The sequence below is a fragment of the Odoribacter sp. Z80 genome, assembly GCF_009935865.1.
Classification (GTDB): Bacteria; Bacteroidota; Bacteroidia; order Bacteroidales; family Marinifilaceae; genus Odoribacter.
Map to the genome: position 1 here is coordinate 184,361 of NZ_QWEL01000001.1, position 26,639 is coordinate 210,999.

Below are 26,639 nucleotides of genomic sequence, written 5' to 3' on the forward strand. Positions count from 1 at the left end.
GAAGAATGAATTAATTATTATCAAATACAAAAATAAGAATTATGAAAAAAATTGTATTATTATTTTTGAGTGCACTGCTGACTGTCGGTGTTTTTGCTCAAGACCCGGGGGCTGCTGAAAAGAATGCAGGAAACGTTGCTTTAAAAGCGAAAAATTATGCGGAAGCTTTTAAGAAGTACGAGGAATACCTGAAGATTGTGAATAATAAGGATAATGCTACGGTTTTTAATACGGCCTATTGTGCCAATAAGATAAAAAATTATCCGGCTGCAGAGAAGTATTTTAGCATGTCTATTGACAATAAGTATAAGACAGCAACTTCTTATCTGGGGAAGGCCCAGGCTTTAAAGGCTCAGAAAAAAGATGCAGAGATGCTGGCTACTCTGCAGGAAGGGATGAAGGCAAGTCCGGGAAATATGAAACTGGAAACGATGTATGCTACCTATTTTCTGAAAGAAGGACAGAAGTTTCAAAAATCCGGAAATGAGGCCAAAGCAGCAGAAAATTATTCCAAGATTACTAATTTGAGTACAAAAAGTTTCAAGGTACAGGGATATGTCAGCCTGGCTACTTTATATTTTAACAATGGAGCTAAAATTTTGCAGGATGCTACTCCGATAGCTAATACCGATAAGGCTAAATATGATGCTGAGAGGGCAAAAGCCATGAATGATTTCAAGAAAGCGAAAGAAAATCTGATTCAAGCCCAATCTTTGGATGCTGCTAACGCTGATGTCAAGGATTTGCTGAAACAGGTTGAAGCGGAATTAAAGAAATAACCTGACAAATCTTTCTTTAAAGAGAAAAACAATAATCCCCCGGATGAAATTCCGGGGGATTATTGTTTTCCCAAAGGATTCCCGTCGGTTTCTTTTCTCGCGTCTGGTTAGTCACGGATAAGAAAGAAACTTTTATTTTACCGTAATCCCCATCCTTTTGTATTCTTTGGTCAGCATATCTGCCAATTGTTCTATGTCCAGTTTTTTAGCGATAATCTTTTTGTCTTTATCCAGTAAATAGAGTATCGGAGTGGATTCAATATGATAGTATACTCTGAAATTGGTTTGGTTATGAGGGTCCCAGCAATTAATGAAATCGAACAGTTCATGATCTGTTACAAATTTTTCCCATTTTTCTTTTTCGTTTTGGGTGTGTACTGCAAAAACTTTGAAACCATAAGGTTTGAAACGGTCCAGTAATTGTGTTTTTATAAGCGGAACTTGTTTTTTGCAATGTCCGCAATCGGATTCCCAAAACAGAAGCAAGGTAAAGGGAGCCTTGGTTTCGTACAGACTGACGTATTCGCCTTCTAAGGTTGGTAATTTCAGTTCCTGCCCTTTTATACCAATCAGATTGTATTGGGTGAGGATGACTTCTCTTTCTATTTTATCCCTGTTTTCTTTGTCAATCCAGTCGGCGTCTCCTGATAGATAATATTTTTTAGCCAGATAGACAAAAGCAGCGTCCATGCCCATGATTTTACTTTCCAGGGCATAGTTAAAGCAGTAACTGACTAAATAGCGAAACATACCTTTACAACTCCGGGACTTTTCAATTATTTTTACAGATTCTTTAAAGACACTGTCCGGTTGTGTTAGAACCATGTTATTGAAATAGTCATCCAGTTTATTTTTGAAAATAGGAGTACGGATTAAAGTGCTGTCTTTAAAGTTAGTATAATCCCAATAATGATTTTTCATATAAAAATATCCTCTGCGCCGGATTTCCATATCCCGGTCTTTTGTACTTTCCGGGACTTCTTTGGAAAAGTCGGGTAGTTTGGGAGACAGGGTGAAATTCACAAAAGTGGCTAAAGCTGATCCGGGATATTGCTTGCAAAGATTGGCTATATAATCCCGGACTTCCCGGTCGGCTTGGGTGAATTGGTCTGCATATTTTTGTTTTGTAGCTGCGTCTCCTTTATGCGGGTCTTTTTCAAATGTTTCATTGATTTTTTGGGTCTTCCGGTTTTGGGCCGTCATGAATCTTTGAAAGTCCAGAAAAGCCTGGTTTTCCGGGGAACCTGTAAAATGTATGGTTTCCAGCAGACGTACGGTATCTGCTTGTATGGAAAAGTTTTGATTACTCCCGATAATGAGGTCAAAATAGTTGCTGGGAGAAAAAAGGAGCAGGTACATACCTCTGGCCAGTTTTTTGTCGGTTTTGTGGAAGGCCCCGTTTCCTGAGGCATCTAAAAATGCCGTATCAACGGAATACACTTTTCCTTCGAAATAATTTGCCAGAATCAACTTTTGGTTAGCCATTTTCGGGACATTCACTTTAATGTGATATCCTTGGGCACATACCATTCCGGTTTGCCAAAGCAAACCGATCATAAAAAGAAAAAACAATTTTCTCATGTCTGATTTCTTTTATCTGTCATTTTTGTTGCTTGCACACATGATTTTGGGTCCGGTCTTGAGGACTGGATTTAATAATAAGTTCTGATTACCTGGTCGGCTTGTGTAAATCCCAACCGTGAAGCAATCTCCAGGTCTTTTAAAGCTTCTTCTGCCTGAGATAATGCCATTTTGGCGATGGCTCTGTTGTAGTAAGCTTTTGCACTGGACGGGTCAATGTTTATAGCTTGTGAATAATCCTGAACGGCTTGCTGTAAATCTCCTTTTTTTTGCATAACCACTCCCCGGTTAAAATACAATGCACTGGAATTTAATCCAAATTCTTTGGCTGTAGCAATGTCCAGTTCTATATTTTGTCCTAACTGCAGGGCTTTGTTGTAATCTTCCAGAGCTCCGTCGAAATCATTCATACGGAAACGGGCAATTCCCCGGTAGTGATAGGCCATAATGAAATCCGGACGTAGTTTGACTGTTTCGGAATAATCTTGAATGGCATTGGCATAAATACCTAAATTTTCGTATACAATTCCCCGGTTGAAATAAGAGTCTGCATGGTCGGGATAACTGGATAATACATAATTGAAATCCTGAAGAGCTTCTTTGTAATGTTTGCTGTTGGCATGGGCAATAGCCCGGTTGTAATAGGCGGGAAACCATTCCGGTTCGTTGTGGATGATGGTGTTGAATTCTGTAATCGCCTGTTCATATAGGTTTTGTTTCATATATTCCAGTCCACGCTTATTAGCCTGCTTGATTTTTGTATTGCAGGCTGTAAATAGGATTATACTGGCAAATAACCATAAATATTTCATCGGAATATTGTTTCAAACTGTAAAAACATACATATTCTCGGAAGTTGCTCCGAATGATTTGCCAAAGTTAAAGAAACATCGTGACAAATTAAAGATTTCTTCGGTATAATTTCTGAAATAAATCATTACGGTGTATTTTTTGAAGGACTGCCCTGATGGTTTCTTTGTATTCTTTTTTGTACCAGAAAAAGAACATGTTTTGTATTTTTTTTTCTTTTTCTGATTTGACGGTGTCAATTTTCCTCAGCGAATACGGATGGTAGCCGGAATAGTAGATGGTGGTCGCCATAGTCATCGGGGTAGGGGTAAAATCTTGTACTTGCTCCAGATGGAAATTCAGTTGTTTGGTGGCAACAGCCAGTTCGGCCATGTCTTCCGTGCGGCATCCCGGATGTGAAGAAATAAAATAAGGGATGATTTGTTGGTATAAATGATATTTCTGGTTCGTTTGATCAAAAATGTTTTTCAATTGCCGGAAGAGCTGAAAAGGAGGCTTACGCATCAGGCGGAGCACTTCGCCGGCGGAATGTTCGGGGGCCACTTTAAACCGTCCGGAGACGTGATAACGGATGACTGTTTCCAGGTATTTCACGTTGGTTGCGTTTGTATCTGGACAATTGCTGTTGTGCAGGCATAGGTCATAACGGATGCCTGAACCGATATAACAATGTTTTATGCCGGGAAGTTTCCGGGCACTTTCATAGATATGCAGCAAGGCTGAGTGGTCGGTATTCAGGTTTTTGCAAATGTTTGGAAAGGCGCATGAAGCTCTTTTACAATGCCGGCAAATTTCCGGATTTTTTCCTTTCATGGCATACATATTGGCTGAGGGGCCGCCTAAATCAGAGATGGTACCTTTAAAATCAGGCATTCGGGTAATCTGTTCCAGTTCTTTTAATATGGACTGTTTGGAACGGGAAGTGATGAATTTTCCCTGGTGGGCAGATATAGTACAGAAGGCACAGCCTCCAAAACATCCTCTGTGTAGGGTAACTGAATGCCGGATCATGTTGTAGGCCGGTATTTCTTTGCCCTTGTAACGGGGATGGGGCAGGCGGGTGAAAGGGAGGGCGTAAATGGCATCCAGTTCTTCAGTGGTCAAAGGAGGATAAGGGGGATTTACTATCACTTGTCCGGAGCCGGTTTCCTGGATTAGTTGGGCGGCTTCCATGCTATTGGATTCTTCTTCGATGTGCCGGAAGTTTTCAGCATGTTTTTTCTTTTCCTGTAAGCAGATTTCATGTGAATGAAGCCGGATGACCTGCCAGTGTTTGTTAGTAGCTACCCGTGCGGACCGGGGACGTAAAACTACAGTTTGGGGAATATTGGTCAAACCGTGAAAAGGGACTCCTTTTTGTAACATTTTACAAATCTCCGTTATGGTTTTTTCTCCCATACCATATATCAGCATATCGGCTTTGCTTTCTATGAGGATGGAAGGTTTTAAAGTGTCCGTCCAATAATCATAGTGTGTTAAACGGCGTAATGAGGCTTCAATTCCTCCTATGATAACCGGAATTTCCGGATAGAGTTGTTTCAGGATATGCGTATATGCAATGGTAGGCATATCCGGCCGGGCTCCGTAACGTCCTCCGGGAGTATAAGCATCGTCAGAACGCCGTCTTTTGGCAGCAGTATAATGGTTTATCATGGAATCCATAGCTCCTGCCGATACCCCGAAAAACAGACGAGGACTGCCTAATTTCCGGAAATCCCGCAAATCATCCTGCCAATTGGGTTGAGGGACAATGGCGACTTTTAATCCCAGTGATTCTAAAAGACGTCCGATAACGGCAGCTCCAAAAGAGGGATGGTCTACGTAGGCATCACCAGAGAACAAAATTACATCCAGTTGCTCCCATCCCCTTTCTTTTACTTCTTTTACAGAAGTCGGTAACCATTTTAAATGTTGAGTATCCATTTTTACAAAATATATGACAAAGATAGCTAATTTTTATACCTTTGGCGCTTCAAATTGCGCATAAGGCTTATTTATGAAAAAAGTAAATATTATCAGTTTGGGATGTGCTAAAAATCTGGTGGATACGGAGATGTTGCTGAGGCAGTTGGACAAGGCCGGATATGCAACCGAAACTGATGTGGAAAATTCGGACGCCGAAGTGGTTATTGTAAATACCTGCGGTTTTATCGGAGATGCCAAGGAAGAGTCAGTGAATACCATTCTGGAACAGGTGGAGCGTAAGAAAGAAGGGAAGATAGGACAATTGTATGTAATCGGTTGTTTGTCACAACGATATAGGGATGAGCTTAAAGTAGAAATTCCGGAGGTGGACGGTTTCTTTGGTAAATTCGACTGGCCGGAAGTGTTGAAGAAAATGGGAAGGCATTTTGATGAGTCTATTCGCTATCAGCGTATTTTAACTACGCCGGCTCATTACGCTTATCTGAAAATTTCCGAAGGATGTAACCGTACTTGTTCTTATTGTGCCATCCCCATTATGACGGGAAAGCACAAGTCCAGGGAGTTTGACGGATTATTGCAGGAATGCCGGGACCTGGTCAAGAATGGAGTGCGGGAGGTCCTTGTTGTTGCCCAGGACCTGACTTTTTACGGGATGGATCTGTACGGTAAAAACCGCTTGGCGGAGTTGATTGAGCGTCTGGCCGATATTCAGGGATTGGAATGGATTAGGCTGCATTATGCATATCCTGCCGGTTTTCCAGAAGAGGTGCTGAAAGTTATGCGGGAGCGTTCCAATGTTTGTAAATATCTGGATATTGCTTTGCAACATTGTAGTGATCATATGCTCCGGAAAATGCGAAGAGGAATCACCAAACAACAAACTATGGACCTGCTTCGTAAAATCAGAAATGAAGTACCGGGAATATTTATCCGTACCACTTTAATGACAGGGCATCCGGGAGAAACGGAAGAAGATTTCCAGGAACTTTGTGAATTTGTCCGGCAAATGAAATTTGAACGTCTGGGCGTATTTCCGTATTCTCATGAGGAGGATACTTACTGTGATAAAAATTATACGGATGATGTCCCTGAGGAGATAAAAAAAGCAAGGGCCGAGAAGATTATGCAAATACAGGCACAGGTATCTGAGGATTTGAATGTTTCTCTGATTGGGAAAAAAATAAGGGTACTGATAGACCGGGAGGAGGAAGAAAGTTATATCGGAAGGACTGAGCACGATTCACCGGAAGTGGACCCTGAAGTGATAATCAGCAGTCCGGAAAAACTGGAAACAGGAAGATTTTATGATGTAATTGTTTCTGGTTCGGATGGTTTTGATTTGTTTGCACGGATTTGAATTGATTTAAAGTTTTTGTTTAAATTTAAAATAGAAAAGTTATGAAACAATTGAAATTAATGTTTTTTATTGTATTGTTAGCTATGGTTGGTTGTAAAAATGCTGATCGGGATTTAGCCTTATTGCGCGGACATGAATGGCAGTTAAAATCCATGACAGAGTCGGGAGAAGTGGTTGCCAATCCTCAGGAGTTGCCGACGTTGTTGTTCAGCGACAGTACGGCAGTGTATGGTATGGCCGGCTGTAACCGTTTTTTCGGAACTTATGTTGCCGGAGCGAAAGGACAAATGGAAATTGCTCCCGGTGGTGCAACCATGATGTTTTGTCCGGATATGGCTTTTGAAGACCGGTATATGAAAGCTTTATCAGGGGTTAAAAGTTTTACTGTCCGGGCAGATGAGTTGATTCTGGAAAATGGGGATGCAAAACTGAAATTAGTATACATTCCGTTGGATACGACCCGTATGCTGGGAGTATCGGAAGACGCACACGGATGTAATGCTGCTGCAGGCTATACCTGGTCGGAAGTTCGCCAGAAGTGTGTCCGCCTTTTTGAAGACGGAGTTCAGTTTTCTGCCACTGCGGGGCAAGATTCTACCCTGGCTGCTTATGTCGTATTTGCAACTGATTCTTTGAAAGCGGAAGTATTTGTTCCGGGGCAAACGAAAAATCCGGTGTTGGAACGCCGGCAGCTGGCGGGAGGAGAATATGTGTGGAATGAAGAAGATGACGATACTTTCAATGTGCGGAAAGTGAACGGTCGATGGGTGATAGAGCAAAGAGAAAAAATATTATATACTCAAGCTGATTGAAGTTATCAGGTTGATGTAAATTAAATGAAGAAAAATGTTAATTTTGTAACGCTATCCTGAAAATATTTATAAAAAAGAAATTATGAAAAGAGAAAAGAGTATTGAGTTGTTGAATATGGCCGTTAATGATGAATTGTTGGCTGTACATCAATATATGTATTTTCATTTCCGTTGTGACGACATGGGTTTTGATTTGGTATCCAGCTTATTTAAGCGTGTAGCCATCCAGGAGATGATGCATGTTGAACAGTTAGCTGAGCGTATTCTGTTTTTAAAGGGAGAGGTAGACATGAAAGTGACCGGAGAAGTGCTGAAGCTGACTAATGTGAAGGATATGCTGGAACAGGCCGTAAAAATGGAGACGGAAACTGTGGATGCTTATAATAAATGGGCGAATGAGTGTGCTGCCCATGCTGATTCTGTATCTAAGAAATTATTCGAAACTCTGACTGCCGAAGAGGAAGTTCATCAGGATCAATTTGAGACAGAGCTTGATAATCTGGAGAAATTCGGTGACCATTATCTGGCTTTACAATCGATTGAGCGTAGTAAAAGTGTTGCTATGGGTACTCCGGCAGAATAATTTAATTTTAATTTGAATAAAGATGACGAATCAGTTATTTTGGATTGTTCCGGTATGTTCAGTCATTGCCTTGTTGTTTGCTTTTTTGTTTTTTAAAGGCATGATGCGGGAGCCGGAAGGAACCGATACCATGAAGCGTATAGCAAGCCATGTGAGAAAAGGAGCAATGGCTTATTTGAAACAACAATATAAAATTGTGGGATTGGTTTTTCTTGTTTTGTGTCTGTTTTTTGCGTGGATGGCTTATGGCCCTCATTTACAAAACGGTTGGGTATGGTTTGCTTTCCTGACTGGCGGTTTCTTTTCGGGGCTTGCCGGTTTTATAGGTATGAAGACGGCTACATATGCCTCTGCCCGGACAGCTAATGCTGCGAGCAGGAGCATGAACGAAGGGCTGAAGGTGGCTTTCCGTTCCGGGGCTGTCATGGGATTGGTTGTAGTGGGACTTGCTTTGTTGGATATTTCTTTATGGTGGCTTATCCTGAATTTGTTTGTCGGGGATGCTTCGGAAGCGCAAAATGCCATTATGATTACGACAACCATGCTGACTTTTGGTATGGGTGCTTCTACACAGGCATTGTTTGCCCGTGTTGGTGGAGGTATTTTCACCAAGGCTGCAGATGTAGGTGCTGATTTGGTCGGTAAAGTGGAAGCAGGCATTCCTGAGGATGACCCGCGTAATCCGGCAACTATTGCTGATAATGTCGGTGACAATGTCGGTGATGTAGCCGGTATGGGTGCGGATTTATATGAGTCTTATTGCGGTTCGATCCTGGCAACGGCAGCTTTAGGTGCTGCTGCTTATGCCGGAAGCGGCTTGCAGGTAAATGCTATTCTGGCTCCTATGTTGATTGCTTCTTTTGGCGTCATCCTGTCTTTGTTGGGAATCTTTTTGGTGAAGACAAAAGAAGGTGCTTCGCAATTGCAGTTGATCAGGGCATTGGACCGGGGTATCAACACCAGTTCCGTATTGATTATCGTAGCCAGCTTTGTGGTTGTTTATCTGCTGGGATTGAGTTATTGGATTTGCGGTTCGGTAATAACCGGTTTGCTGACGGGTATTATTATCGGTAAAGCTACTGAATTTTATACGTCACATGCTTATCGACCGACCCGGGATATAGCTAAAAGTTCAGAAACGGGACCTGCTACAGTGATTATTAAGGGTATAGGTACTGGTATGATTTCCACAGCAATTCCGGTCATTACTATTGTGTGCGGAATTATCCTGGCTTATCTTTTTGCTATTGAATTTGATGTGAAGGGAATGATGGGAGGAGCTCAGATGTCTAAAGGGTTGTACGGTATAGGAATTGCAGCCGTAGGTATGCTTTCCACATTGGGTATTACTTTGGCTACTGATGCTTACGGTCCTATTGCTGACAATGCCGGAGGCAATGCGGAAATGAGTGAGATGGGAGAAGAAGTCCGCAAACGTACGGATGCGTTGGATGCTTTGGGTAATACGACGGCTGCTACGGGAAAAGGCTTTGCGATCGGTTCGGCCGCTCTGACCGGATTGGCTTTGCTGGCTTCTTATATAGAAGAGATTAAAATTGGTCTGGTACGGATGTTGGATGCGGGACATGAGGTGGTTATCGGCACTTTGAGATTGGTAAGGGAAGACATTGTAAATGCCAGTTTGCCGGATTTCATGGAATGGTATCAGGTGACCCTGATGAATCCTAAGGTGTTGGCCGGTGTACTGATTGGGTCGATGTTGTCTTTTTTATTTTGTGGATTGACCATGAATGCTGTCGGTCGGGCTGCTCAGAAGATGGTAAATGAGGTGAGAAGGCAATTCCGGGAAATAAAGGGAATTATGGAAGGGAAAGCCGAACCAGACTATGCACGTTGTGTAGAGATTTCCACCCGTGGAGCACAGCATGAAATGATTTTCCCTTCTTTGCTGGCAATTATCGCCCCGATTGTTGTGGGATTGGTTTTCGGTGTTTCCGGAGTGTTGGGTCTTTTGGCCGGCGGTCTGGGGGCAGGATTTGTGCTGGCTGTGTTTATGGCAAATTCGGGGGGAGCTTGGGATAATGCCAAGAAGTTTGTAGAAGAAGGGAATCTGGGAGGAAAAGGTTCTGAATCGCATAAAGCTACGGTGATCGGAGATACGGTTGGAGATCCGTTTAAGGACACTTCGGGTCCGAGTCTGAATATTCTGATTAAATTGATGAGTATGGTGGCTATCGTGATGGCTGGGGTGACTTGTGCTTATAGTCTGCTTTAAGTATAGCAGGCAGCCTTTTTGTCCTTTTATAAAACCAGGAAATCTTCTGACAGATTTCCTGGTTTTATTGTTTTTGTCTACTCTTTTTTTTAGGTTTTGTACTATAAAGTTGTTATATTTGCATGTTTTGTGATATAATCAATTAAACTAAGATATGAGCGAAGAGATTGAGAAAAACGAAAGAGAATATTCTGCCGATAGTATCCAGGTGCTGGAAGGTTTGGAAGCGGTGAGAATGCGTCCTTCCATGTATATTGGTGATGTGAATATCAAGGGATTACACCATTTGGTATATGAGGTGGTAGACAATTCCATTGATGAAGCCCTGGCGGGATACTGTAATCATATTCAGGTGGTTATTAATGAAGATAATTCGATTAGTGTACGAGATAACGGACGCGGTATACCGACGGCCCGTCATAGCAAGGAAAATAAGTCGGCGCTGGAGGTCGTTATGACCGTTTTACATGCCGGCGGAAAGTTTGACAAAGATTCTTATAAAGTATCCGGAGGGTTGCATGGTGTCGGGGTTTCCTGTGTGAATGCGTTGTCAACTACTTTGATTGCTGAAATCTGCCGGGACGGAAAAATCTGGCGTCAGGAATATCATAAAGGAATTCCGGCCGGGGATGTTCAGATTATTGGAGATACGGACCGTACAGGAACAACCATTACTTTTAAGCCCGACGATACTATTTTTTATGTAACGGAGTATAATTTTGACATATTGTCTGCCCGTTTACGTGAATTGGCTTATTTGAACAAAGGCATTCGGCTTTCCATTACCGATAAGCGGATGATGGATCCGGAGACCAATGAAGTGAAACATGAGGTTTATTATTCGGAACATGGTTTGCGTGAATTTGTCGAATACCTGGACAATACGCGGGAGAAGCTGATTGAAGATACGATTGACATGACCACGGAGAAAAACGGAGTGCCCATAGAGGTGGCTTTGCATTATAATACGGGTTTTTCGGAAAATGTGTTTTCTTATGTCAATAATATCAATACCATAGAGGGAGGAACTCATCTGGCTGGTTTTAAGCGTGCATTAACTTCTACATTAAAGAATTATGCCGAAACGCATGGTATGCTTTCTAAGTTGAAATTTGATATCAACAGTGATGATTTTCGGGAAGGATTGACTGCTGTGATTTCTGTGAAAGTGGCAGAACCTCAGTTTGAGGGACAGACCAAGACCAAGTTGGGAAATACCGAGGTCGGTTCTGCAGTTGCTCAGGCTGTTTCTTCTTTACTGGAAAATTATCTGGAAGAACATCCCAAGGAAGCGAAAGCTATTGTTGATAAAGTGATTCTGGCTGCTACCGCCCGTCATGCGGCTCGTAAGGCGAGGGAGATGGTACAGAGGAAAACCGTTTTGAGCGGTTCCGGACTTCCGGGTAAATTGGCGGATTGTTCAGATAATGACCCGGCTAAGTGTGAAATATTCCTGGTGGAGGGAGATTCGGCAGGGGGTACGGCCAAACAGGGGCGTGACCGTCGTTTTCAGGCGATTTTACCTTTACGCGGTAAAATCTTAAATGTGGAGAAAGCCATGCTACACCGGGTTTTTGAGAGTGATGAAATCAAGATTATTTTCCAGGCCCTGGGCATTACTATAGGGACGGATGATGACAGTAAAGCTGTCAATCTGGATAAACTTCGGTATCACAAGATTGTGATCATGGCCGATGCTGACGTTGACGGTGCGCATATTGCCACTTTGATTATGACTTTATTTTTCCGCTTTATGCGTCCTGTTATTGAAAACGGTTATTTGTATATTGCAACGCCTCCTTTGTATTCTGTGAAGAAAGGAAATAAGGAACAACGGTATTGCTGGACGGAAAAGGAACTGGAGCAGTTGGTCAATGAAATGAGTAACGGAAAGGGAGATTCGGGTTTGCATATCCAGCGATATAAAGGTCTGGGTGAAATGAGTAAGGAGCAGTTGTGGGATACGACCATGTCTCCTGAGAACCGGATTTTGCGTCAGGTTTCTATTGAAAATGCTGCAGAGGCCGACCGGATTTTTTCTATGTTGATGGGGGATGATGTTCCGCCCCGCCGGCAGTTTATCGAGCAGAATGCAACTTACGCGACGATTGATGCCTGATAAAGCGTAATTTTGAAATCATGAAAATCTCCTTGAACTGATAGGCTTAAGGAGATTTTTCTTTTACTGTTAAAAATAGGGATAATGCAGATTGCTGTATTTTGTGCTTCTTCCAATCGGATAGACCACAAGTTTTTTGAAGCTGCCCGGAATCTGGGAGCCTTGATCGGGAGGTTTGGAAATAAATTGGTATATGGTGGTACTAATGTAGGATTAATGAATGAAGTTGCTGTTGCAACTTTTGAAAATGGAGGAGAAGTCATAGGGATTATTCCCCGTTGTATTCAGGAAAAGGGGATTTCGGCCGGCTGTTTTTGCCACCTCATGGTTGCTGCCGATATGAAAGAACGTAAACATTTGTTGCGTGAAAACGCGGATGCATTTGTGGCCCTGCCTGGTGGATGGGGAACATTGGAAGAAATTACGGAGGTGATAACTTTAAAACAGCTTGGAATTCACCGTAAACCTATCGTATTTTTGAATACGTCGGGTTTTTATGATACTTTTTTCCGGTTTATTGAGAGCATCCGGATGGAAGGTTTTGTTTCCGGAAGTTATGATAATTTATATACTGTGGTAAATACGGCAGAGGAAGTATGGGACTATTTACAAAATTACAGGATTTCTGAAATGGAGTTGAAGTATCAGTAATGGGATAGAGGGAGGGGAAAATCCCCTCTTTGTTATTCCATTAATCCCCGTCCTGTCTTTATCACTTCGTTGGTATCTTTCAGCAGGGAGACTGCTTTGTCCAGGACTCCATTGATAAAGGCACTGCTTTTGGAAGAACTGTATGTTTTGGAAATCTCGATGTATTCGTCGAGAGTAACTTTAATGGGGATGGAAGGGAAATGTTTCAGTTCTGCGATGGCACAAGCCATGATTAATTTGTCCATGTCCGAGATCCGGTCCAATTCCCAGTTGTAAGTAAATTTATCAATTAATTTAATGTTTTCTTCATATCCCATATAGGCTTTTCGCATCAGGGTACGTGCAAATTCGGCGTCTTCCTGAGGTTTATAGATGGGATAAAAAATATCATCGTCTTCTTTTGTGTGTTCCTTGATGTGCCATAAGGTTTTGTGTACGATGCTTAATACCAATTCGAAATCATCATTCCAAAAGATGTTTTTTTCTTCGAGGGTTTGATAGAACATGTCATCCTGAATAATCACTTCCGAAAAAAAGTCCAGAACCAGTTGTTTATGCTGTTCAAAAGTGATTTCTTTACGATACATGTATTTTTGATAGGCGGGCCATTCTAATAGTTTATTATAGAAATAGACGATCATTTCCTGATTGTCAGCCCAGGAGATGGCATTGCTGTTTATGTAGGTCTGAAATTTCTTATTTTTTTCTATCAGGTCGAAAATCGGATTTTCGATAAAACGGGTATTGGGATTCAGTTCAATATTGGAAACCAAGTGGCGATTGCGGGCTGCATCAATTTTCAGAAAGGCTTTATGCCGGATTTCGGTAAGTAAAGAAAAGGTTTCGTAGTATAAATCGGTACTTTTGGACATGCTTTTGAGTAAATCCCGCTCTATTTCAGCAAGCGTAACGTTTTCTTTTTTACTGAAAGCATAAAGTAGTTGTAAAACTTTGATTCTGATTAATCTCCTGCTGGTCATTTTGATGAAGAACTATGTACGATATGTTAATTTTAACGGCGCAAAAGTAGGAAATAAAATGAAGAATGAAAAATGCGGAATCAAAAATTATCAGTGTCCCGATAAAACTTTATATTTGTATGTTTATTGGGATATTTACCTGTAAGGTTTGTGTATATGATAAAATGTATTTTTGGGGGATGTATTTTGCTGTTGGGATTAGCTTGGAGACTGAATGCTCAGGAGTTGAAGTGTAATATCTCTGTTTCTTCACAAAAAATTCAGGGTACTGACCGTGAATTGTTCAGTAATATGCAACGGGATATGTATGAATTTTTGAATGACAAACGGTGGTCGGAAAATGTTTTCAGCTATGATGAGCGGGTGGAGTGCAATATTCAGATTACATTGGATGAGCAGATTGGAAGCGACCAGTTTAAAGGTTCCATGCAGATTCGGGTGAGCCGGCCCGTTTACAATTCGTCTTATAATTCCGTATTGCTGAATTTTAAAGATACCGATATTGATTTTACTTACCGGGAATTTGAACCCCTGGAATACAATGAATCCGGACAGAATGGTAATTTAGTGAATCTGCTGGCTTTTTATGCCAATATTATTTTGGGGGTGGATTATGACAGTTTTTCTTTAATGGGAGGAAATGAATTTTACAACAGGGCAGAGAATATAGCGGCCCAGTGCCAGAACGCGCGGGAGGCCGGTTGGAAATCTTTTGAAAGCCGCCGGAATCGTTATTGGTTGATCAACAATCTGCAGGACAGGAGTTATGCTCCTGTCCGGGAATGTATTTACCGTTATCATCGCCTGGGGCTGGACGTGATGGCGGATAATGTTACGGACGGCAGGATGGCTATACTGGAAGGCTTGGAGTTGTTACAGAAAGCTCATCGGACAAAACCCAATTCTTATATTTTACAAGTATTTTTTGACGCTAAAGCGGATGAACTTGTCAATATTTATAAACCGGCTTTCACAGATGAGCGGAAAAGGGTTTACAATATTGTTTCGGAAGTAAATGCGGCTAATAATTCGAAATATAATGTCCTGATACAGGAAAAGACAAATTGAAGTTTATATTATGATAGAGCATATCCATATCTATAATTTCGCCTTGATTGACCAGACGGAAATTGCGCCGGGAAAAGGTTTTTCTGTTATTACCGGAGAGACAGGTGCGGGTAAATCCATTCTTTTGGGGGCTATCGGGCTGACTTTGGGACAGCGGGCTGATGCTTCGGCTATTTTGGATAAGTCCCGGAAGTGTGTTGTAGAGATAGAATATGAGATATCGGGATACCAGTTGCAAGAGTGGTTTGAAGAGAATGATCTGGATTATGCAGACCATGTTTTGGTGAGGCGGGAGGTGACCCCGGAGGGAAAATCCCGGGGGTTTATCAATGATACGCCGGTGAATAATAAAGTGTTGAAGGAATTCGGCCATTTTATGGTGGACATTCATTCTCAGCATCAATCTTTATTGTTGGCCCGGCCAGAGTATCAGACGGAGATACTGGATGCTTTTTGTGGAAATACGTTTTTGGAAGAATACAGTGTTTTGTTCAGGAAGCACCGGAAGTTACAGTTCCGTTTAAAAGAGATGCAAAGTAGGGTTGCCGATGCGGAAAAAGAAAGCGATTATCTGAAGTTTCAATTCAGTCAGTTGGAAAGTGCCTGTTTGCGGGAAGGGGAAAAAGAGGAATTGGAGAGAGAGTTGGATATGCTGACCCATGCTGAAAATATAAAATCCGCCCTGGGGAGTATCACCTGGAATGTAAGGGATACTGAACAATCTGTGATTCAGGTTCTAAAAAGTGTCCGGAATGCAACGGCTTCTCTTGGTTCTGCTTTTCCGGAATCTGCTGAATATGTTCAGCGACTCGATTCGGTGGTTATAGAATTGAATGACCTGGCCGATGAAGCGGAGCGGAAGGCCGAGGATATTGAATATAACACTGGCCGGATAGAGGCGATCAATCAGCGATTGAATGTAATTTATGATTTGTTATTTAAATACAAGGTAGAGGCTGTAGCTGAACTACTGCAATTAAAACAGGAATTTCAGAAAAAACTGGACAGTCTGTCCGTGAGTTCGGAAGATATTGAGGCGGCAGGGAAAGAGTTGCGGGAGACGGAACAGCAGATGCAAAAATTGGCGGCGAAAATGCATTGCCTGAGGGAAGAGGAAAAAGGGAAATTAGAAGAGATGATGAAAAGATTGCTGATGGATTTGGGAATCCGGCATGCTGATTTTATCGTACGTATTTTTCCATTGCAGGAGTACACTCCGACCGGAACAGATGGGGTGCAATTTCTGTTTGCGGCCAATAAAAATCAGGAACCGGGAGAAATTGCGAAGGTTGCTTCGGGGGGAGAGATTTCCCGGGTTATGCTGGCGTTGAAGTATGTATTATCTGCAACCAAACGCCTGCCTGTTATTGTATTTGACGAAATTGACACCGGTCTTTCAGGGGAGGTGGCTCATCGTATGGCCCGGATGATGCAGGATATGGCGAAATGTATGCAGGTGCTTAGCATATCCCATTTACCGCAAATAGCCGCCGCCGGAGAGGCCCACTATAAGGTATATAAGGAGGATAGTCCGGAAACAACCATATCCCGGATCCGGCTTCTGAATGAGGAAGAGCGGATTCGCGAAATAGCGGGGATGATTAGTGGAAAAGAGATTACACAAGCTGCGGAAGAGGCTGCCCGTAATCTTTTACAGGTGAAAACAGGGAATTAGGAATAAAATTATTTGTACTTTTGTCACTTCCGTATTGTGAAAGAACAAGTCGGAAAGATGTTAAACCAAAAAAACAAAAATGGCTTATAATTTATTAAAAGGAAAGAAAGGAATTATTTTCGGTGCATTGAATGAGATGTCAATTGCTTGGAAAGTAGCAGAAAAGTGCTTGGAAGAAGGTGCTGAGATAGTATTGACCAATACGCCTTTATCCATCCGGATGGGGGGAATTCAGGAGTTTGCGGACAAACATAATATTCCTTTGATTCCTGCTGATGCGACGAGTGTTGAAGATTTGACGAATCTGATGAATGAGGCAATGCGTCATTTTGGAGGAAAGATGGATTTCATATTGCATTCCATAGGAATGTCGTTGAATGTCCGGAAGAAAAGGGCTTATGACGATCTGGATTATGATTTTTTACAGAAAACGCTGGATATATCGGCTATTTCTTTTCATAAGGTATTGCAAACGGCCAAAAAGTTGGATGTACTGAATGAATGGGGCTCTGTGGTGGCCTTGTCTTATGTGGCTGCCCAGCGTACTATGTATGAGTACAATGATATGGCTGACGCTAAGGCGATGCTGGAATCTATTGCCAGGAGCTTCGGTTATATTTATGGTCGGGAAAAGAAAATCCGGGTAAACACTATTTCCCAGTCGCCGACCATGACAACTGCCGGAAGCGGAATCAAGGGATTTGATTCTCTGGTGGATTTTGCAGACCGGATGTCTCCGCTGGGAAATGCTACGGCCGATGAATGTGCCAACTATTGTATATGCCTTTTTTCGGATCTTACCCGTAAGATTACGATGCAGAACTTGTATCATGATGGAGGATTCTCAAGTATGGGAATGAGTTACAGGGCTATGCATCAGTATAACAAGAGTTTTGAAAATGGGGAGAAAGAGTGATTGAATGTATTTGTTTTTTGACACTGAAACGACCGGACTGCCCAAGCGATGGAATGCACCTGTAACTGACCTTGAAAATTGGCCCCGTTTGGTACAATTGGCGTGGATGGAATATGATGCCGTGGGGAAGGTATTGGATAGCCGGGATGTAATCATTTATCCTGAGGGGTATACTATACCGCCGGAAGTTTCACGTTTGCACGGTATCACTACGTCGATGGCCCAGGAAAAGGGAAGACCATTGAAGGAGGTGATGGAGGAGTTTGCGGAGAAAATAGATGGTGCTGCGGCGTTAATCGGTCACAACATCGGTTTTGATGAGTGTATTGTCGGGGCTGAGTTTGAACGTTTAAGGATGATGACCACTCTTTTTTTGAAACCGAAATATTGTACGATGAAGGGCTCCACGGATTATTGTCAATTGCCTGGGAAAAAAGGGTTTAAATCTCCTCGTTTGGCGGAGTTGCATCAAATTTTGTTTGGTGTGGGATTTGAGAATGCCCATAATGCGCTGGCTGATGTCGCAGCCACTGCCCGATGTTTCTGGGAGTTAAATAGACGAGGGATTATTAAATTGTAGTTGCAAGGTTGAGTATGGCTAAAAAATCAGATTTTAATACCAGGAATACTGTAAAGGATTTACAGGCTGAGTACGGGAAAATGCCTCCCCAGGCTATAGATTTGGAAGAAGCTGTACTGGGAGCTCTGATGCTGGAAAGGGATGCTTTTTCCATTGTGGGAGATTTATTGGAGCCGGATGCTTTTTATAAGGATGCTCATCAACGGATTTTCCGGGCTATCCACAAGTTGTTTATCCATGATGACCCTGTGGATTTATTGACGGTGAGTGAAGCATTGAAGCAAAGCGGGGAGCTGGAGCAGGTCGGTGGGTATTATTATTTGTCGCAGTTGACTTCCCGTGTGGCTTCTGCTGCTCATATAGAGTTTCACGCCAAAATTATTGTTCAGAAGTATTTACAGCGTAAACTCATCGGAGTTTGTACGGAGTTGCAGGCTATGGCTTATGACGAAGCTACGGATGTGTCTGATTTGATGGATAAGGCCCAGAAAGCTGTATTTGATATTGCTGACGGGAATATCAAGAAGGATACTGCGGAAATAGCTCCTATTATTGATGAAGCCATAAAAGGAATACAGGCTGCAGCCCAGAAACCGGACGGTATCAGCGGACTTCCGTCAGGTTTTAATGCATTGGATTCTGTGACGTCGGGATGGCAGCCTTCGGATTTGGTGATTATAGCAGCGCGGCCTGCAATGGGAAAGACGGCTTTCGTACTTTCTATGGCACGGAATATGGCTGTCGTACATAAGCAACCTGTGGCTATATTTTCTCTGGAAATGTCTTCCGTCCAATTGGTGAATCGTCTGATTGCCAGTGAAACGGAATTGAGTTCCGAGAAATTAAAGACCGGACGTCTGACTGATTCGGAATGGCAACAATTGCATAGCCGTATCAAGGCCTTGGTGGAAGCACCTATTTTAGTGGATGATACTCCGGCATTGTCTATTTTTGAGTTGAGGGCCAAGTGCCGTCGCCTGAAACAGAAATACGATATAAAAGTATTGATTATTGACTATTTGCAGTTAATGACGGCGGGTGCAGATATGCGTGGTAACCGCGAACAGGAAGTGAGCATGATATCCCGTCAGTTGAAGATTATTGCCAAGGAGTTAAACATCCCTGTTCTGGCTTTGTCGCAGTTGAACCGGGGTGTTGAATCGCGTCCCGACAAAAAACCGATGCTGTCCGACCTGCGTGAATCCGGTTCGATTGAGCAGGATGCGGATATGGTGCTTTTTATCCATCGTCCGGAAAAATATGGGATAACAACTGATAATGAAGGGAATTCTCTGCTGGGAATTGCGAGTATCATTATAGCCAAACACCGTAACGGAGCTGTAGGAGAAGTGAACTTGCGTTTCCGGGCTGAGTTGACCCAGTTTTGTGATTTGGATACCACATCTCCTTTTGCTTCGAATGCTGCTACCGGTGAGGTCGTGACTCAGATTATCGGTTCAAAGATGAACGAAGAGGTGGGTATGCCGGAATTGGCCCAGGGATTCGGAGAATTGCAGGAAGATTTTGATCATACCGGAAGTGTTCCTTTTTAGCCTTTATGCCATGATGAAAGTGTGGATTTTGTTTTGTTTTTGTTTATGGACAGGTGGCGTATATGCCAATCATATCCTGGTTCCTATGGATGAAACGCAAACGAATCATCTGAAAGCTTATGGAGTGGCTTATCATGCCCTGAAGAAAGGGTATGAGATTCAATGGCTATTGAATTACAGAGGAGGTAGTTTTGTTTTGCCTTTTGATGGAGAGGGACGGACGGAATGTCTTTTGAAAGGAGTGAGTTTTGAGGTTATCCCTCCTTCCCGGCTGACGGCAATATTGAATGAGATTGCGGTGCCTGAGGTCAATGCCGATGCCATGAAATTGGAAAAGGCACCTAAGATAGCCGTTTATTCCCCCAAAGAAAAAAAGCCCTGGGATGATGCGGTGACATTGGCTCTGACTTATGCAGAGATTCCATATGACGTAGTGTATGATAGCGAAATTTTGGACGGTGGTTTGAAGGATTATGACTGGTTGCATTTGCATCATGAAGATTTTACGGGCCAGATGGGAAAATTCTACCGCAATTATCGTCATATGGATTGGTATAAGGCGGAGGAAGCTGCTAATTTGCAGACAGCCAATCGGTTTGGATATACAAAGATTTCTGAGTTAAAGAAAGCTGTGGTTCGTACTATCCGGGATTATGTGGATCATGGTGGTTTTATGTTTGCCATGTGTTCTGCAACGGATACTTATGACATTGCTTTAGCTGCCATGGAGGTGGATATTTGTGATGTGATGTTTGACGGGGACCCGGTGGATCCTGATGCGCAGGAAAAGTTGGATTACAGCCGGACTTTTGCTTTTAAGGATTTTAAACTTGAATTGAATCCCAATGTTTATGAATATTCGGATATAGATGTGACGGAAAGCCGGCAGGTGAATGAGCGGGACGATTATTTCCTGCTTTTTGAATTTTCAGCCAAATGGGACCCTGTTCCTACAATGTTATGCCAAAATCATGAGAATATGATTAAGGGATTTATGGGACAGACTACGGCTTATAACCGAAAGTTGATTAAATCGGACGTATTGGTGATGGGAGAGAATAAAGCGGCTGGTGAAGCCCGGTATATACACGGAGAGTTTGGAAAAGGAACCTGGACTTTTTACGGAGGCCATGACCCGGAGGATTATCAGCATTTTGTAGGGGACCCTATTACTGAACTGGATTTACATAAGCAGTCTGCGGGATATCGGTTGATATTGAACAATGTATTGTTTCCGGCTGCCAAAAAGAAACAACATAAAACATAGCCCGTTGCACGGAATGGGACGAAGTCATCTGCTATGAAAAAGAAATTATTGTTTTTATTCAGGTATTATCTGTTCTGGGTCGGAATATCGTTATGTGCCAGAATATTATTTCTGTTTTATCAATGGCAGGACACGTCCTTTTTGTCGGGTCGTGATTTATTGCATATTATTTTCGGAGGACTGCCTTTGGATATGTCTTTGGGAGGGTATATTTTAATGGTTGCAAGCCTGATTATGGCTGTCAGTCCTTTTTTTCCGGAGCATGTGTTACGGAGGATTTTTTCATTTCTGACCTGGATATGCCTGGTTTTTTTTGCTGTGGTTATGACTGCCGACCTGGAATTGTTTAAAAACTGGGGGTATCATATAGACACGACTTCTTTGGTGTATCTGAAAACTCCGAAGGAAGCGATGGCTTCGACCCCTGGGTGGTTGGTCGTATGTTTGTTGCTTTTGATGGGGGCATTTCTGGCGGTATGCGGATGGGTTTACAGGCGTTGGGTAGTTGTCGGGTTAAAGGATGCCTGCAAGAATTGGTGGAGTATACCTCTTTTTCTGCTTATAGGCGGAAGTATGATTATTCCCGTACGGGGAGGATTTAATGTGGCTCCGTTAAACAGCAGTTTCGTATTTTTTCATCCCGCTAATATGTATGCCAATCAGGCTGCCATCAATCCGGTATGGAATTTTGTTTATGAACTGACGCATGTGAAGAAAGCCGGGAAACAATATGTATTCATGCCTGAAGAGCAGGCTGCCCGGTTACTGGATAGTGTTTTGCAAACCGGTAACAATTATCCCCGTATTTTGCGGACCGAACGTCCCAACATTGTTTTTTTATTACTGGAAAGTTTTACTGCTAATGCAATTGAGGTGCTGGGTGGTTATCCTGATGTGACGCCTGCTTTGAATGCACTGGCTAAGGAGGGTATATTGTTTTCCAATATCTATGCTACGGGCTCCCGTTCTGATCGGGGGATAGTGGCTGCCATCAGTGGAATGCCTTCCAATCCTGCTGTAGCCATGATTAAATATCCTGGCAAGCTGATGAAATATTCCCGTTTTCCGAAAGAGTTGGAAGCAGCCGGATATACTACCCGTTTTTATTATGCCGGGGACATTAATTTTGGTGGTTTTCGTTCTTATATTACGATGAGTTTTCAAAGTATGGTCACAGAAGATGATTTTTCCGGGGAAGCTGTAGAGAATCGTTTTAAGTGGGGTATACATGACCAGTATATGTTTGACCGTTTGTTTGAAGATATGCAAAAAGCTCCGCATCCCTTTATGTATATGGCTTTTAATATGAGTAGCCATGAACCTTTCGATGTTCCGGGAGAAGCGTATATACCAGGGGATGATACGGAGCATAGATTTCTGAATGCCATTCATTACAGTGATGATTGTATCGGCCGTTTGATAACCAAATGCAAAGCTTCCGGATTATGGGAGAATACTTTGTTTATTTTGATGGCTGACCACGGTACCCGGCATATCAAACATTTGGACCCGGCAGAGCCGGCTGCCTATCATATTCCTTTGATTTTGTCCGGCGGGGCGTTAAGTGTAAAAGATACGGTTGTTACCACTTTGGGTTCTCAGACTGACATGGTGGCTACCGTATTGGCTCAACTGGGACTGGAGTACTCCAGCTATAAATATAGTCGGAATCTTTTGGCTGACCCCGTAGTTCCCTGTGCGTTCTATTCTTATCCTAACGCTGCCGGTTTGATTACCCCCGGAGGTAAGAGTGTTCTGAACCTACAAAGCGGGCAATTTATAGAAAAAGAGACCGACCGGAATCAGGAATTGTTGAAAGCGTGGCTCCAGTCGGTCAGTGCGGAGATGAAACCTTAACGGGAAGGTTCTCTCAGAAGAATAAGTTCGGTGATGACAGGCCGGAGACCTACACGTCCGGGAAATCCCAGATAACCCTGGCCCCGGCTGACATAAAGGTATTGTTCTCCTATCCGGTAAAGTCCGTCATATTCAGGATAGAGGTACTGAGACGGACTCCATTGAAATTTTTTTGTGCGAATACCCATTTGCATGGCATGGGTATGTCCGGATAAGGTCAGGGGAATGGAGTGGTGTAATAGTTCTGCATGCCAATGGCTGGGGTCATGGGAGAGCATAATGACAAACCGGTCTTCCGGCAAAGAATCCAGTGCCTGTGCAAGATTTCCGTATTGAGGGAAGGGAGGGTTTCCCCAATTTTCCACACCTGCCAGCCAGAGGGTGTCGCCATGGGCGGTGAGTGGAACCCGAGTGTTGTTGAGTAGGTGGAATCCCATTTCTTGCATATACCGGGCAAAGCGTTCCTGATTTTCCTTTTTTTCCCTGGCATTGGGCCAATGGGTATAATTACCGTAATCGTGATTTCCGGTAACGGCATATTTGCCGTACGGGGCTTTTAATTTCTGGAATGCACTAATCCAGGGAAGCATTTCATCGGCAAAATTGTTGACCATATCTCCGGTGAATACGATTAAATCGGGCTTTAGGCGGTTTATTTCTCTGACCAGTTTTTCTATGCCCCGGTAGCTTTCCCCGAAACTACCTAAATGCAAATCCGAGAGTTGTACAATCTTAAAGTGATTGAAACCGGATGGCAGATTTTTGAAAGGAACTTCCTGGATGTCTGTTTTGTAGTCGTATCGTCCCCAAGTGATGCTGTACAGCAACAGGAGAAAGAAGACGACGGATAAAAGGTTTCTTGTCCAGGAAAAAAAACGGGTTATGCGGATTCCTGAATGTCGGAAAAGACTTCCGAACCCGTGGAAAACAATAAAAACAAGTTTAGGGACATAAAACAGAAAAGTGATTCCGATGATTTTTTCAATCCAGAAATATCCTTGAGGACCTTTCAGACGGATTATAAAGTATTGAAAAAGAAATAGCAGCGAGATAAAAAACAGAGTATGGAAAAAATAAATACCCTTTTGCCATTTTTTTCTTAACTGATCGCGGAGTTGGTAATACAGGAGTCCGTCTATGGCGAGTATGGTAAAAATACCGGTTATTAAAATCAAATCGCTGCTTCTCATGGTCATTGGTTTAAAACAATCCGCTGATCCGACCGTTTTCGTCAATGTCGATGTTTTCTGCAGCCGGTTTGTCCGGAAGTCCGGGCATTCGCATAATTTCTCCTGTGATGGGAATTACGAAACCGGCACCGGCAGCAATTTCAATCTGACGGACGGTAACAATGAAATCTTTTGGACGTCCTAATAGTTTAGGGTTGTCGGAGAGTGATTTTTGTGTTTTGGCCATACATACGGGCAGGTGTTCCAAACCAAGGTTTTTAATCCTTTTCAGGTCTGTTTTGGCTTGTGCGGTATAGTCGATGGCTGCTGCTCCGTAGATTTCTTTGGCTATCGTTTCAATTTTTTGTTCGATAGCCCAGTTCCAGTCGTAGAGCGGGCGTAGCTTACATTCGCATTGTTCCGCAATTTTAGCAGTTAATCTGGCCAGTGTTTCAGCTCCTTCTCCGCCTTTGGCCCAGACATCGGCCACTTCCATCGGCACTCCCAGCTCTTTGCATTTTTCAGCTATAATCTGTATTTCTTCTTCTGTATCAGAAACAAACTTATTTAAAGCAACAATCGGACAGATATTAAATTTCTTCATGTTTTCGATGTGCTTTTCGAGGTTTTCCATACCTTTCCGTAAAGCTGCCGTATCTTTTTCTTTCAGGTTTTCCTGTTTGACTCCTCCATGATATTTCAATGCACGTACAGTGGCCACAAGCACTACTGCACTGGGATTTAAACCTGCTTTGACGCATTTGATGTCAAAAAATTTCTCGGCTCCGAGGTCAAATCCGAATCCGGCTTCTGTGACCACGAAATCGGAAAGTGACAGGCCCATTTTAGTGGCTAATACAGAGTTGGTGCCTTGGGCTATATTGGCAAAAGGCCCGCCGTGGATAATTGCCGGATTGCCTTCAATTGTTTGTACCAGGTTCGGTTTGATGGCTTCTTTCAATAAAGCGGCCATTGCACCATTGGCTTTCAGGTCACGGGCGTATAAAGGTTGCTTATCGTAAGTGTAGCCAATGAAAATATTTCCCAATCTTTCTTTCAGATCGGTAAAACTTTCTGCCAGACAGAGGATAGCCATGATTTCGGAGGCTGCCGTAATGTCAAAGCCTGTTTCCCGGGGTACTCCGGATGTTGTTCCCCCGAGACCGACAATGATATGGCGGAGAGAACGGTCGTTCATATCCATAACTCTTTTCCAGGTAACGGTCCGGGGGTCCAGGCCCAGGGAAGAAGTTTTGCTCTGAACGTTATTGTCAATTAAAGCGGCTAACAGGTTATGGGCTTTTTCTATAGCATTGAAGTCGCCGGTGAAATGGAGGTTAATATCTTCCATTGGCAATACCTGGGAATAGCCTCCTCCTGTAGCGCCCCCTTTGATTCCGAATACAGGTCCCAGAGAGGGTTCGCGCAGTACTACCGTTGTTTTTTTACCAATCCGGTTCAAACCTTCGCTCAGGCCGATAGAAATGGTTGTTTTTCCTTCGCCGGCTGGAGTGGGTGAAATAGCCGATACAAGAATCAGATGTTTACCCCGGATTTTTTCCGGTTGAATCAAATGTAAAGGTAATTTGGCCTTATATTTTCCGTATAATTCCAATTCGTCCGGAGCTATCCCTATCTTTTTTGCGATTTCCGTAATGGGTTTTAGCTTTATTGTGTTGGCTATTTCAATATCTGTCATGGTTTGGGATTGTGTTTGGTTCGTTTATTTCAAAGTAAATTCGGTACTACCAATTAATTCATTGTCACTGAATAGTTCTGCGGTATATTTTCCGGGTACCAGACTACCATCGTTAGGCCAATAAATAGACATTTCCAACCGTTCGCCTTCATAGTTGATTTCCCGTTTGGCAGAATAGGTGAGGGATACGTTTTGGTATTTAAAGAAAGCTTTTTCACTGAAAGCAATGACTTTATCGTCAGGACGTTTCAGGCGGAGGTAAATGGTACGGTCACCTCTTTTGGCTGTAATATTTTTCGTGATAACAAATTCTGCTTTCAGGTTAAAGCATTTCTTCCAATTGGTTTCCCGGTCTTTTTTATTTACCGGATAAACAACGAAATTTTCGGTTTTCAAAGCACTGGCTCTTGCAATGACTTCTTTCATGTCTTTTTGCTGATTTTCCAGTTTTTGATTCCGTTCCCGAACCCAACTCATTTGTTTGCGTACTTCCGTATTTTCCTGGGTGAGTTTTTGATTTAATTGGTTGAGTGAATCTATTTGGACCACATAGCTTCGAAGGACAGTTTTCAGCGTCCCGATTTCTTTTTTATACCGGTTGATTTCCGCATAGGAATTATCGCGGAATTTTTTCATCTTGTCCAATAGGGTTGCGATTTTTTCCTGTTCCAGCAATAATTTTTCGTTTAACGTATCGTTACTTGTTTTCAGGTCGTCGTAATTCTGGCTAAGGTCGGTTAGTTCCTGCTCCAATAGTTCTTTTTCTTCATGTATGGCACGAATGTGTTTCCGGTTTTCCGATTTTTCTACCATAAGGAAAATAAATAATAAAATAAGGGCCACAGACAAGGAGGTAATGATGATCACCAACGCCTTATCTTTTTTGTCCCGGATGAATGAATTTCCTTCCATAATATTTATACTATTATTTTAATTATTTTTTCTTAAACCTGTCAAAGGTAGTATAATTTAGCAGGATAATGAATTGTATTATACGGATTGAACTCTGAAAAATTTGCTT

21 protein-coding genes are annotated in these 26,639 nt (G+C 42.6%); 14 read left to right on the plus strand and 7 right to left on the minus strand.

Going from position 1 to position 26,639, the window contains the following annotated elements; translation table 11 throughout:
* Window positions 1-41: 41 nt before the first annotated feature.
* On the plus strand, window positions 42-779 hold the full coding sequence (locus D1136_RS00760) for a hypothetical protein (protein ID WP_161875708.1): 738 nt from the start codon (window positions 42-44) through the stop codon (window positions 777-779).
* A gap of 132 nt (window positions 780-911) precedes the next feature.
* On the opposite strand, the gene D1136_RS00765 is transcribed toward D1136_RS00760, so the two are convergent.
* The 3 genes from D1136_RS00765 to D1136_RS00775 all read right to left on the minus strand — a co-directional run bounded on the left by D1136_RS00765 (window position 912) and on the right by D1136_RS00775 (window position 5,093).
* A complete protein-coding gene (locus D1136_RS00765) occupies window positions 912-2,360 on the minus strand; it encodes a TlpA family protein disulfide reductase (RefSeq protein WP_161875709.1) in 1,449 nt (482 codons plus the stop codon).
* Between the two features lie 71 nt (window positions 2,361-2,431).
* On the minus strand, window positions 2,432-3,172 hold the full coding sequence (locus D1136_RS00770) for a tetratricopeptide repeat protein (protein WP_161875710.1): 741 nt from the start codon (window positions 3,170-3,172) through the stop codon (window positions 2,432-2,434).
* Window positions 3,173-3,260: 88 nt separating this feature from the next.
* Window positions 3,261-5,093, minus strand: coding sequence for a YgiQ family radical SAM protein (locus tag D1136_RS00775; protein WP_161875711.1), 1,833 nt, complete (start codon window positions 5,091-5,093; stop codon window positions 3,261-3,263).
* Window positions 5,094-5,166: 73 nt separating this feature from the next.
* Between D1136_RS00775 and rimO the strand changes: the two genes are divergently transcribed.
* The 6 genes from rimO (at window position 5,167) to D1136_RS00805 (ending at window position 12,854) form a co-directional block, all read left to right on the plus strand.
* The gene (gene rimO, locus D1136_RS00780; protein WP_161875712.1) at window positions 5,167-6,453 is read left to right on the plus strand and encodes a 30S ribosomal protein S12 methylthiotransferase RimO; all 1,287 of its coding nucleotides are present in this window, start codon (window positions 5,167-5,169) and stop codon (window positions 6,451-6,453) included.
* A 41-nt stretch (window positions 6,454-6,494) separates the two neighbouring features.
* Complete coding sequence (locus tag D1136_RS00785) at window positions 6,495-7,265, plus strand: META domain-containing protein (RefSeq protein WP_161875713.1); 771 nt, start codon at window positions 6,495-6,497, stop codon at window positions 7,263-7,265.
* An 82-nt stretch (window positions 7,266-7,347) separates the two neighbouring features.
* Window positions 7,348-7,848, plus strand: coding sequence for a ferritin-like domain-containing protein (locus D1136_RS00790; RefSeq protein WP_202623029.1), 501 nt, complete (start codon window positions 7,348-7,350; stop codon window positions 7,846-7,848).
* Window positions 7,849-7,870: 22 nt separating this feature from the next.
* Window positions 7,871-10,084 carry a sodium-translocating pyrophosphatase gene (locus tag D1136_RS00795; RefSeq protein WP_161875714.1) on the plus strand — a complete coding sequence of 738 codons (2,214 nt, stop codon included), beginning with the start codon at window positions 7,871-7,873 and terminating at the stop codon, window positions 10,082-10,084.
* A gap of 154 nt (window positions 10,085-10,238) precedes the next feature.
* Window positions 10,239-12,203, plus strand: a complete 1,965-nt coding sequence (gene gyrB, locus D1136_RS00800) for a DNA topoisomerase (ATP-hydrolyzing) subunit B (RefSeq protein ID WP_161875715.1) — start codon at window positions 10,239-10,241, stop codon at window positions 12,201-12,203.
* Between the two features lie 84 nt (window positions 12,204-12,287).
* Window positions 12,288-12,854: a TIGR00730 family Rossman fold protein gene (locus D1136_RS00805; protein ID WP_161875716.1), complete on the plus strand. Its 567-nt coding sequence runs from the start codon at window positions 12,288-12,290 to the stop codon at window positions 12,852-12,854.
* A gap of 32 nt (window positions 12,855-12,886) precedes the next feature.
* Here the strand turns inward: D1136_RS00805 and nusB are convergent, their stop codons facing one another.
* Window positions 12,887-13,834: a transcription antitermination factor NusB gene (gene nusB, locus D1136_RS00810; protein ID WP_161875717.1), complete on the minus strand. Its 948-nt coding sequence runs from the start codon at window positions 13,832-13,834 to the stop codon at window positions 12,887-12,889.
* Window positions 13,835-13,990: 156 nt separating this feature from the next.
* On the opposite strand from nusB, the gene D1136_RS00815 reads away from it, so the two are divergent.
* The 7 genes from D1136_RS00815 to D1136_RS00845 all read left to right on the plus strand — a co-directional run bounded on the left by D1136_RS00815 (window position 13,991) and on the right by D1136_RS00845 (window position 22,750).
* Window positions 13,991-14,902 carry a DUF4835 family protein gene (locus D1136_RS00815; RefSeq protein ID WP_161875718.1) on the plus strand — a complete coding sequence of 304 codons (912 nt, stop codon included), beginning with the start codon at window positions 13,991-13,993 and terminating at the stop codon, window positions 14,900-14,902.
* Window positions 14,903-14,912: 10 nt separating this feature from the next.
* Entirely contained in the window at window positions 14,913-16,577 is a 1,665-nt protein-coding gene (gene recN / locus D1136_RS00820; protein WP_161875719.1) for a DNA repair protein RecN, read from the plus strand.
* Window positions 16,578-16,656: 79 nt separating this feature from the next.
* On the plus strand, window positions 16,657-17,493 hold the full coding sequence (locus D1136_RS00825) for an enoyl-ACP reductase (RefSeq protein WP_161875720.1): 837 nt from the start codon (window positions 16,657-16,659) through the stop codon (window positions 17,491-17,493).
* A 4-nt stretch (window positions 17,494-17,497) separates the two neighbouring features.
* The gene (locus tag D1136_RS00830) at window positions 17,498-18,073 is read left to right on the plus strand and encodes a 3'-5' exonuclease (protein ID WP_161875721.1); all 576 of its coding nucleotides are present in this window, start codon (window positions 17,498-17,500) and stop codon (window positions 18,071-18,073) included.
* Between the two features lie 14 nt (window positions 18,074-18,087).
* Complete coding sequence (gene dnaB, locus D1136_RS00835) at window positions 18,088-19,626, plus strand: replicative DNA helicase (protein WP_161875722.1); 1,539 nt, start codon at window positions 18,088-18,090, stop codon at window positions 19,624-19,626.
* A 10-nt stretch (window positions 19,627-19,636) separates the two neighbouring features.
* Complete coding sequence (locus D1136_RS00840) at window positions 19,637-20,893, plus strand: asparagine synthetase B (protein ID WP_161875723.1); 1,257 nt, start codon at window positions 19,637-19,639, stop codon at window positions 20,891-20,893.
* A 33-nt stretch (window positions 20,894-20,926) separates the two neighbouring features.
* Complete coding sequence (locus tag D1136_RS00845; RefSeq protein WP_161875724.1) at window positions 20,927-22,750, plus strand: LTA synthase family protein; 1,824 nt, start codon at window positions 20,927-20,929, stop codon at window positions 22,748-22,750.
* Here the strand turns inward: D1136_RS00845 and D1136_RS00850 are convergent.
* Genes D1136_RS00850 through D1136_RS00860 form a run of 3 tightly spaced genes read right to left on the minus strand, consistent with a single transcriptional unit; the run spans window position 22,747 to window position 26,530 of the window.
* Entirely contained in the window at window positions 22,747-23,940 is a 1,194-nt protein-coding gene (locus tag D1136_RS00850; RefSeq protein ID WP_161875725.1) for a metallophosphoesterase, read from the minus strand. The two genes, D1136_RS00845 and D1136_RS00850, sit on opposite strands and share 4 nt — an antisense overlap.
* A 10-nt stretch (window positions 23,941-23,950) precedes the next feature.
* Window positions 23,951-25,618, minus strand: a complete 1,668-nt coding sequence (locus D1136_RS00855; protein WP_161875726.1) for a formate--tetrahydrofolate ligase — start codon at window positions 25,616-25,618, stop codon at window positions 23,951-23,953.
* A 24-nt stretch (window positions 25,619-25,642) separates the two neighbouring features.
* The gene (locus tag D1136_RS00860; protein WP_161875727.1) at window positions 25,643-26,530 is read right to left on the minus strand and encodes a hypothetical protein; all 888 of its coding nucleotides are present in this window, start codon (window positions 26,528-26,530) and stop codon (window positions 25,643-25,645) included.
* Window positions 26,531-26,639 lie beyond the last annotated feature (109 nt).